Here is a 4,584-nt window from a genome sequence, read left to right as displayed (position 1 = left end):
TTGTTCAATCTTACTTTTTTCAGCTTTGATCTTTTGATTAAGCTGTTTTAATTTGGCTTCTTGTTTTTCCAATGTTGATAGGGTCATACTAATGCCTCATTACAAGCTTATATATAATTAATCAAAATAATAACATTCAAACTAATAAAAGTCAATATAAGCGTTGAAAAAGCGAAGCTCCAGGCGTACACTAAAAGTAAATTTAAGGGAATCAGCAGTCTGAGCGAAGCGAGGTCAATGCGCACTTAGACCCCACCAAAATTTAGTGGAGGTTTTGTGCTTAAAATCTGTCTCAGAAGTTGCCTTCGGCAACAACCAAAAATCTAAATAAAACTAACCAAAGTCAATTTGATCTAACATGGTTTCAGTACTTGCTTGGTCTAAACCCAAATAAGCTAAAGTCATGGCTTCACTTGAATGATTTAATAAGTGCATGACTAAGCCAATATTGTAATTGGATTGCGTGTAAACGCGATAAGCTCCAGTTTTACGCATTGTGTGGGTACCTAGATAATTAATCCCTAAAAGATCGCCGACTTTGCTCATGATTTTGTAGAACTGTTTTTCCGTAATATGCCGTTCTGGGTGTTGAATGGAAGGAAAAAGCCATTCAGATTGTAGCTGATTATCAAGTAGCCATTGACGATACAATAAAAGCTCTGTTTGAACAGGTTTAAGGTACAAGGTATTAGGTTTACCAGTTTTTTTATCATGAATAAACGCATTTTGTTTAATGGAGCCGTCCGGATTAAAAATATCGGTCTGTTTTAGGCACATAACGTCACTGACTCTTAGTAGCGTAGCTTTACCAACTTGAAAAATTGTATAGTTACGACGGCCAGCTTTGAAATTATTGAGTAACGTATCTTGCACCTCTTTGAGCACATTTGAATCTTTGATTGGTAAGACAACTTGCTGCATAGTCTTTTCTCCTTTTATTGAGATATTAAAGTAGTTATGTTATTATTTTTGTAAGGAAAAAGTAAGGAGATGGTATTGTGAGTGCAGGTAATGTAACTAAGGTTAGATCGAAAATCACAAGTAAAAATCAGATTACAATTCCTAAAACAGTACGTGAGCTGTTAAAAGTTCGGTCTACTGACACAATTGAATGGCAGATTGAACCAAATGGTAAAGTAATGATTGTTCGTAGTAAACCGGATCTATGGCAAATTGTTGATGAACAAGAAAAAAAGTTCGGAAATCTCAGTACAACAGAAGTTGATTGGGGTAAAGATGTAGAAAGTGAAGACTTTGATTAATGAAATTAAAACAAGGCGCTATTTTGTGGATTAATTTAGATCCGGCTAAAGGCACTGAAACTAAGAAAAAGCGACCGTGTTTAATTGTGAGCAACGATCACTATAATCGCTATTTTAATACGGTGTTAGTTGTGCCAATCAGTACCTCTGACAAATATCGTACCCAAGAAAAGTATGCTAAATCGCCGTTATTTATCAGGATAGATAACGGGAAAATTCACGGGACAGCGTTATTGCAACATGTCCGTGCTGTCGATCCAACAAAACGATCAGATGGCGAAATTGTGGCCACTTTATCTCAACAAGAAATTAGTTCAATTAGTACAAAGCTCCAACAATTCTTCTAAAAAACAGATGCTATTTGTTGATAAAAGCAACAAAATAGCCCCCAATATCTATAATGTAGATATTGGGGGCTATTTTAACAACGTTTTTGAGGGGCGATTTGTATAAAAATGGGCCCTTAATTAAGTGTGCCCCCTGCCCTTGGGTGGTTATGACATAAATCATAAGTTGTGGCCTATTTTTTTATCCCCTATAATCAAAGGCATGAGGAAGTGCCATAACTTAGGGACATAAATAATGACCCAAAATCTGTACGAAATCAGGTCATTTTGAAAATTTTCGGGGTACGAGCCCTAGCGGGCTCGAAAAAGAGGTCCGGAGTCTTGACATCAGAGCCACATTCCAGAAAAGGGCTATGAGTATGTTGTAAATGGACGTCCCGATATCGAATGGATTATTGATCAGTATCAAGTAAAGACTGATAAAAAATCAGAGATTACAGATGATCCTAACGAATTTAGTGACGATCCTAAGTATATTTTGAACCTCTTACTATTCCGTTATTACTGTAAGTATGCGTACCCTTGAATTAATTGATGAATTACCAGAATTTGAAATTCAAGAGTAGTATGGGTCTAATATATAATGACCCCTAGGAAAGACTATTAAAACAGCCCCCATTATCTAATAGTTAGATAACGGGGGTTGTTTTTTTATAAAATGATATAATACTTCCTAGATAGGAGAAAACGTATGTCTAGACAAAAACGATCGATCAAGGAAAATAATGATAAATTAAAAGTTCAATTAGAACTCCTCCGTAGTTATACGGAACACTTTGACTCAGGTATGATTCATATGGCTTTGCCAATGGCTACACAGGTTCGTGTATTAATACATCAAACAGATAAGTCCAATTTATTGACTTCTGAGCACTTTTTCATCCGGCTGTTGTCGGCGCCGATCATTGTGCGATCGGGGGTGGGCATATGAATTCATTGATTAGTTTAGAAAAAGTTAATTATCAAATCGCTGATCAACATATTTTACATGATGTTGATTGGCAGATTCCAGCTGGGGCTCATATTACATTGACGGGACCATCCGGTGGTGGGAAAAGTACGTTATTACGGATCATTGCGGCCATGATTTCTAAAACAAGTGGGACCTTGATTTTTGATGGGCAGCCGATTGAAAGTTACGACCCAATCATGTATCGGCGGCAAGTCTCATATTGTTTCCAACAACCGACGTTATTTGGTGAGACGGTGGCAGATAACTTAGCTTTCCCGTACCAAATTCGTAAGCAAGTCATGGATACGCAACGAGTGGTAACGGCGTTAAATAATGTTGGGCTGTCCGAACGAACCCTGCATCAGCCGATTATCGAGCTTTCCGGTGGTGAACGGCAGCGGGTCGCGCTGATTCGCAACATCTTATTCTTACCAAAAGTGTTGTTATTAGATGAGGTGACAGCTGGTTTGGATGAAAATAATAAGCAAATCGTGCACGCCTGGTTACGACAGTTAAATGAGCATGATCACGTGACAACGATCATGATTACTCATGACGCGACAGAGATTGCTGCGGCAGATCAATTAGCGAAAGTGGTTGCTGGCAGATTGGAGGTACACGCATGAATTTAGCAGCTAATAATACGTCGCTATTTTTGGCGGCAATGTTAGTGCTCGTCGCGTTAGGAATTAGTTTGTGGCAGAAACTTGGCTTGGATAGGGACATTGTCATTGGTGTCGTGCGGGCTGTTGTACAACTATTTATCGTGGGTTACTTGCTAAAGTATATTTTCCGAGTCAACAATTTGTGGCTAACGCTGGCGATGATAGGCTTCATTATCTTCAATGCGGCTTGGAATGCGAAAAAACGGGGGCCGGGGATTGACCATGCATTAGCCATTTCGTTATTAGCCATTTTTGTTAGTACGGGGGTAACACTCGGCGTCCTCGTGCTATCTGGTGCGATTAAGTTTGTGCCATCGCAAATGATTCCCATTTCTGGTATGATTGCGTCGAATTCAATGGTCGCAATTGGGCTGGCTTATCGCAGCCTCAATAGTCAGTTTCATGACCAGCGGCAAGGTGTGCTTGAACGGTTGGCGTTAGGGGCTGGTCTACTTGATGCTTCGATTGCCATCGTGCGTGAGGCGATTCGTACGGGGATGTCACCTACCATTGATTCGGCAAAGACTGTGGGTCTAGTCAGTCTGCCAGGGATGATGTCCGGTTTGATCTTTGCAGGGGTCGATCCAGTACGGGCCATTAGGTATCAAATTATGGTCACGTTCATGCTCTTATCAGCGACTAGTTTGGGGTCAATCATTGCGTGCTATTTAGCTTACCGTAATTTCTATAATGAACAAAAACAGTTGAAGTAATGACTCCTGATTGCAGTCCCGCGGGGAGTCCTTTATGATGGAAGCTGAGATAAAACTTAATGCGGGGGTATTGATGTGAATGACGCCGCGGTTTGGGTTCCAGTTCCAGCAATGTTTTACTGGGGCTGGTTAGTACCACTCATATTTGGAACCATTTGTGGTTGGCGTTATCATCGCGATAAGGTTCGCCTAGGTAACGGTATTTGGTTTTCGCTATTTTTCTATTCGTTTTTAACCATGCTGGCGATTACAATTTTAGGTAGCAATATCCACTGGTTGATCATTATCAGTGGGACGTTGTTTGTGTTGCTGATCCTGTTGTTTGTGCTAATTCAGCTTGATAAGGTTGACAACGAGATAATTCATAAGAAATCGTAGACGGAGATCGTTTTAACCGCTCAGCCATTTGGATATTGGTCAGTCCTAGCTCACAAAAGGTTTCAATTTTAATTCGTTCAGAATAGGTTATACTAGACAAAAGATCAGCTCCTAAAAAATGGGTTTGTGGTAAACACCATTTTAAAGGAAGCTGATCTTTTTTGTCCGAACAGCGTTCGGATTAATTTTACAATCTACCATAATCAATTTTTGGTTCTGGTGCAAAATTAACAAAATAGTCTTTGTAATACATTGGAACGATTGTTG

General features: G+C 39.6%; 6 protein-coding genes and 2 pseudogenes. 6 read left to right on the top strand and 2 right to left on the bottom strand.

Going from position 1 to position 4,584, the window contains the following annotated elements:
- Window positions 1-333: 333 nt before the first annotated feature.
- Window positions 334-921 carry a site-specific integrase gene (locus tag FD50_RS00460; RefSeq protein WP_054758137.1) on the bottom strand — a complete coding sequence of 196 codons (588 nt, stop codon included), beginning with the start codon at window positions 919-921 and terminating at the stop codon, window positions 334-336.
- A gap of 77 nt (window positions 922-998) precedes the next feature.
- Between FD50_RS00460 and FD50_RS00455 the strand changes: the two genes are divergently transcribed.
- The 6 genes and pseudogenes from FD50_RS00455 to FD50_RS00430 all read left to right on the top strand — a co-directional run bounded on the left by FD50_RS00455 (window position 999) and on the right by FD50_RS00430 (window position 4,317).
- Entirely contained in the window at window positions 999-1,262 is a 264-nt protein-coding gene (locus FD50_RS00455) for a type II toxin-antitoxin system PrlF family antitoxin (RefSeq protein WP_056959484.1), read from the top strand.
- The gene (locus FD50_RS00450; protein ID WP_054758139.1) at window positions 1,262-1,609 is read left to right on the top strand and encodes a type II toxin-antitoxin system PemK/MazF family toxin; all 348 of its coding nucleotides are present in this window, start codon (window positions 1,262-1,264) and stop codon (window positions 1,607-1,609) included. The genes FD50_RS00455 and FD50_RS00450 overlap by 1 nt, the downstream gene beginning before the upstream one ends.
- Before the next feature lie 334 nt (window positions 1,610-1,943).
- Window positions 1,944-2,175 (top strand): annotated as a pseudogene (locus FD50_RS12875) (type ISP restriction/modification enzyme); the annotation flags it as partial.
- A 361-nt stretch (window positions 2,176-2,536) separates the two neighbouring features.
- A complete protein-coding gene (locus tag FD50_RS00440; protein WP_054758140.1) occupies window positions 2,537-3,187 on the top strand; it encodes an ABC transporter ATP-binding protein in 651 nt (216 codons plus the stop codon).
- The gene (locus FD50_RS00435; RefSeq protein ID WP_056959482.1) at window positions 3,184-3,939 is read left to right on the top strand and encodes an ABC transporter permease; all 756 of its coding nucleotides are present in this window, start codon (window positions 3,184-3,186) and stop codon (window positions 3,937-3,939) included. Before FD50_RS00440 ends, FD50_RS00435 begins: the two co-directional genes overlap by 4 nt.
- A gap of 75 nt (window positions 3,940-4,014) precedes the next feature.
- Window positions 4,015-4,317 carry a hypothetical protein gene (locus FD50_RS00430; protein WP_228890139.1) on the top strand — a complete coding sequence of 101 codons (303 nt, stop codon included), beginning with the start codon at window positions 4,015-4,017 and terminating at the stop codon, window positions 4,315-4,317.
- On the opposite strand, the pseudogene FD50_RS12400 reads toward FD50_RS00430, so the two are convergent.
- A pseudogene (locus tag FD50_RS12400) lies at window positions 4,259-4,417 on the bottom strand (helix-turn-helix domain-containing protein); the annotation flags it as partial. The gene FD50_RS00430 and the pseudogene FD50_RS12400 sit on opposite strands and share 59 nt — an antisense overlap.
- Between the last annotated feature and the right edge of the window lie 167 nt (window positions 4,418-4,584).

It is taken from the genome of Liquorilactobacillus satsumensis DSM 16230 = JCM 12392 (genome assembly GCF_001435195.1).
Taxonomy (GTDB): Bacteria; Bacillota; Bacilli; order Lactobacillales; family Lactobacillaceae; genus Liquorilactobacillus; species Liquorilactobacillus satsumensis.
Note: the sequence above shows the minus strand (reverse complement) of the source record. Positions and strands in the feature narration are given on the sequence as shown.

What these genes read in the sequence shown, in the direction of transcription:
- FD50_RS00460 (WP_054758137.1), bottom strand. Translation starts at nt 921, where the DNA reads ATGCAGCAAGTTGTCTTACCAATCAAAGATTCAAATGTGCTCAAAGAG.
- FD50_RS00450 (WP_054758139.1), top strand. Translation starts at nt 1,262, where the DNA reads ATGAAATTAAAACAAGGCGCTATTTTGTGGATTAATTTAGATCCGGCT.
- FD50_RS00440 (WP_054758140.1), top strand. Translation starts at nt 2,537, where the DNA reads ATGAATTCATTGATTAGTTTAGAAAAAGTTAATTATCAAATCGCTGAT.
- FD50_RS00435 (WP_056959482.1), top strand. Translation starts at nt 3,184, where the DNA reads ATGAATTTAGCAGCTAATAATACGTCGCTATTTTTGGCGGCAATGTTA.